Raw genomic sequence first — 3,420 nt, forward strand, 5'->3', positions numbered from 1 at the left:
CCGCCGCCGCCGCCGACGACGACGACGAGATGAACGCGCGGGCCCGTTCCCTCCTGGTCCCCGTCGCCGATCCGGAGGCCCGTCCGACGCCACCCCCGGCGGTCGCGCCGGTGCTGCCGGGGCGGCCGGTGGCGGACCGTCCCCAGGTGCGGGCGCCCGGTCCGCAGCAGGGCGACGAGAACGGCCTGCCGTGCCCCTGGTGCTCGACCCCGAACCGCCCCGACCGGCACTACTGCACGCGGTGCGCGATGCCCATGACCAGGACCGAGGACAGCTCGGCCCGGCACCGCCCGTGGTGGCGCCGGGTGCTGGACTTCCGCAGCCGTGAGACCCCGTGGGCGGGCGACCGGCCCCGGCTGCGGCGCACCTTCGACCGGATCCTGACCTGGGTGGTGGCCGCCGCCGTCCTCAGCCTGCTCATCTGGGTCGGGGTGAGCACCCCGGCGTGGGTGCAGGCCACCCGCGACCACTTCGCCAAGCGCGCCCCGGTCGCCCCCGACCAGTTCGCGGCCTCCCGCTCCTATCCGGGCCACAAGCCCGACCTGCTCTTCGACAAGGTGAACAACACCTGGTGGGGGCCGGGTGTCGCGCAGTCCGGCGAGGGCCAGTGGATCGAGGCCCGGTTCGCCGAGCCGACCCGGCTGCTGGACCTGATCATCACGCCGGGCACGTCGACCCGCGCCGACCAGCTCTCCCAGTCGGCCCTGCCGCACCGCATCAAGGCGACGATCACGACGAAGGACGGCAGGACCACGACGCGGAACATCACGCTCGACCAGAGCGCGGGCGGCCAGCGCCGGGCGTTTCGCGTGGGTGAGGTGACGAAGGTCCGCTTCACGCTGGAGTCGGCGTACGGCGCCTCGGGGAACAAGCAGGTGGCCATCGCGGAGATCGAGTTCTTCGGCCGGTCGAGCGCGAACTCGTCCTGACGGCAACGGGGATGCGGACGCCGTGAGGCGCTCCGCATCCCCACCGCACCCTTGCCGAAGCCGGAGAAGCCGAGAAAGCCGCAGAGGCCGAGAAAGCCTGGGAAATGAGAACGAGTCCCACCCCGCTCTACGCGGAATGGGACTCGTTCACCGGAGCGCCGGGCAGGCCTTGCACCTGCATCTCCCCACAGGAAGTGGGGCGCCTTTCCTTGGGCCACCGACGCGGAACCGCTTCGCCGTTGTGGTGGCGACCAGCTCAAGATCAATGTTACACACGGACCCGCGTCCCGCCAACTCCGCCCGAGGGAGGCTCCCTCGGCCCGGCTCAGCTCAGCTCGCCGAGGTCCAGGTCCGGTCCGACGACCAGTGTGACGACGCCCGCCTGCGCGTCCGCCGCGGCGGCCGACCGTGCCTTCGGCAGGCGTGAGGAGAGCACCGCGGCCTGCTTCTCCAGCCCGGCCGGGAAGCTGACGGACGTACGCGTCACCGTCTCGGGGGCGTTGCCGGTACCGCTCACGGTGAAGCCCATCGTGCGCAGCTTCTCGGCGACCGCCGCGGCGCGCCCGGACTGCCCGGTGCCGTTGAGGACCTGGACGCGGACCTGGGAGGCGTACACGAGGTTCTTCGCCGCCGCCTGCAACTGCGCCTTGGTCATCTCCTTGTCCTTGGCCAGGGAGGTGAACAGGTCGGCGGCCTGCGGGTACTGCCAGACGACATTGGCCTTGTCGGCCGGAATGTCCGCCTCACGCGGGTAGTTGGGCACGGTGAGGAAGGCCAGCCGGTCGCTGGGGATGCCCTTGAGTTCGTTCGCCAGCCCGTAGATCTGCTTGATGCCCGCCAGATCCGGGTCCGTGGTCAGCGACTTGGTGGCGGACTGGAGGAAGCCGTACAGGGCGTCGGGGCTGGTCAGCTTCGACTGGGCCTTCGCCGCGAGGGCGTCCATGAACTCCTGCTGGCGGCCGATACGGCCGATGTCGGAGCCGTCACCGACGCCGTAGCGGACGCGGACGTAGCCGAGGGCCTTCTCGCCGTCGACGGTCTGGCAGCCGGCGTCCATCTCCAGCCGGGCCTTGTCGGACTTGATGGGTTCCTTCGGGCAGACCTCGATGCCGTCGAGCGCGTCGACCATGCCCTTGAAGCCGGAGAAGTCGACCGACATGAAGTGGTCGATGCGCAGGCCGGTATGGGCCTCGACGGTCTTGATGCTGCACGCGGCGGCCCCGGCGACCTCACCGGCGCTGCCGCCGATCGCGAACGCCTCGTTGATCTTGGCCTTGTGCGGGTCGGAGGTCTTGCCTCCACCCATCTCGCAGGACGGTATGTCCACCCAGGAGTCACGCGGGAAGGACACCACCGCGGCCCATTTCCGGTTCGCCGGGATGTGCAGCACCATCAGCGTGTCCGACTGCATGGTGGTCAGGTCCTTGCCGTACTTGGCGTTCGCGCCGTCCCGGCTGTCGGATCCCACGACCATGATGTTCTTCGAACCGGGGCTGAGGTTCTCGGGCCGGTCGTCGCCCAGTTTGTCGTCCACGGCGGCGGAGTCGATGTTGTTGTTGAGGTCGTTGTAGACCCACGCGCCGACACCGCCGACGCCGAGGATCACCACGGAGGTCACCCCGGCGCCCCAGGCGAGGACCCGCCCACGCCGGGTCAGCCGCGTCCCGCCGGGTCCGCCCCGGCCGCCGCCCGACCTCGCCCTGCTCCCGCGTCCGGCCGCCTCCACCGGAGTACGTCCACGCCTTCTCGTCCCGCTCACCGGTGCTCGCCTCCGCCTCGGCCGTTCTTCACCCCGTACACCGTGCCTGGATCGTCGGCCTCGCTGGTCACGCCGAACGTCGGAACCCTACATGCGTCAAGGAATACGTCCGAAAAGCTCAGCCGACTCAGAAGACGGCCCACACCCCACAAGGGTTGCCCCCGGCGTGCCGATCTCGTCAGGTCGCCGTCGGGCACCGGTGGCCGTTGTCGGGCAGGCCCATCGCGTGCAGGCGGGGTTCGCCGGGCTCGGGGACGACGAACACGAACGTGGCGGAGGTCGCGGGCACGCGCAGGCCACGCTGGCCGTCGAAGGTGAGCGCGGAGTCGACCTCCCAGGCGCAGCCGGCCCGGTCCAGGGCGGCGACGACGTCCGCCTCGGTGGGCTCACCGGGGAACAGGCCCGCGTACGTGGGCACTTCGACGGTCTCCGTCCACGTCTGGACGGTCACCATCCGCACCCGGCGGCAGCGGCAGACGAAGACCTCCAGATCGCCGAACCCGAAGAGGCGGGGCCAGCGCCTGCTCCGGAGCACCTCCCGCGGCTCGCCGAGGGCCGCGGTGACGTCGGCCCAGGACGCATCGACGTGGACGGGGCCCAGGCGGGCGGTCAGGGCGACGGAGGCGAGCAGCTCGGTGAGGGTCACGGGCGGAGCGTCGCAGCAGGTCAGGTGTGCTGTCCAGCCGTATCGCCCCCGCGGTGGTTGTCAGACACCGCGGGGGCGATACGGCT

The 3,420-nt window shown here is 71.1% G+C and carries 3 protein-coding genes and 1 tRNA gene; 1 reads left to right on the forward strand and 3 read right to left on the reverse strand.

The window, feature by feature from the left end; all coding sequences use genetic code 11:
- On the forward strand, positions 1–929 hold a 929-nt coding region (locus BZL64_RS28465; RefSeq protein ID WP_107430360.1), incomplete at its 5' end, for an NADase-type glycan-binding domain-containing protein.
- A gap of 154 nt (positions 930–1,083) precedes the next feature.
- Here the strand turns inward: BZL64_RS28465 and BZL64_RS28470 are convergent.
- From BZL64_RS28470 to BZL64_RS28480, 3 genes are all read right to left on the reverse strand, one after another.
- Positions 1,084–1,153, reverse strand: a tRNA-Gly gene (locus tag BZL64_RS28470).
- A 101-nt stretch (positions 1,154–1,254) separates the two neighbouring features.
- A complete protein-coding gene (locus BZL64_RS28475) occupies positions 1,255–2,655 on the reverse strand; it encodes an LCP family protein (RefSeq protein WP_208639537.1) in 1,401 nt (466 codons plus the stop codon).
- A gap of 211 nt (positions 2,656–2,866) precedes the next feature.
- On the reverse strand, positions 2,867–3,334 hold the full coding sequence (locus tag BZL64_RS28480) for a hypothetical protein (RefSeq protein ID WP_086772038.1): 468 nt from the start codon (positions 3,332–3,334) through the stop codon (positions 2,867–2,869).
- Positions 3,335–3,420: the final 86 nt, after the last annotated feature.

Origin of the sequence: Streptomyces bobili, assembly GCF_002154575.1 — a bacterium.
In the GTDB taxonomy this organism is placed as follows: Bacteria; Actinomycetota; Actinomycetes; order Streptomycetales; family Streptomycetaceae; genus Streptomyces; species Streptomyces bobili.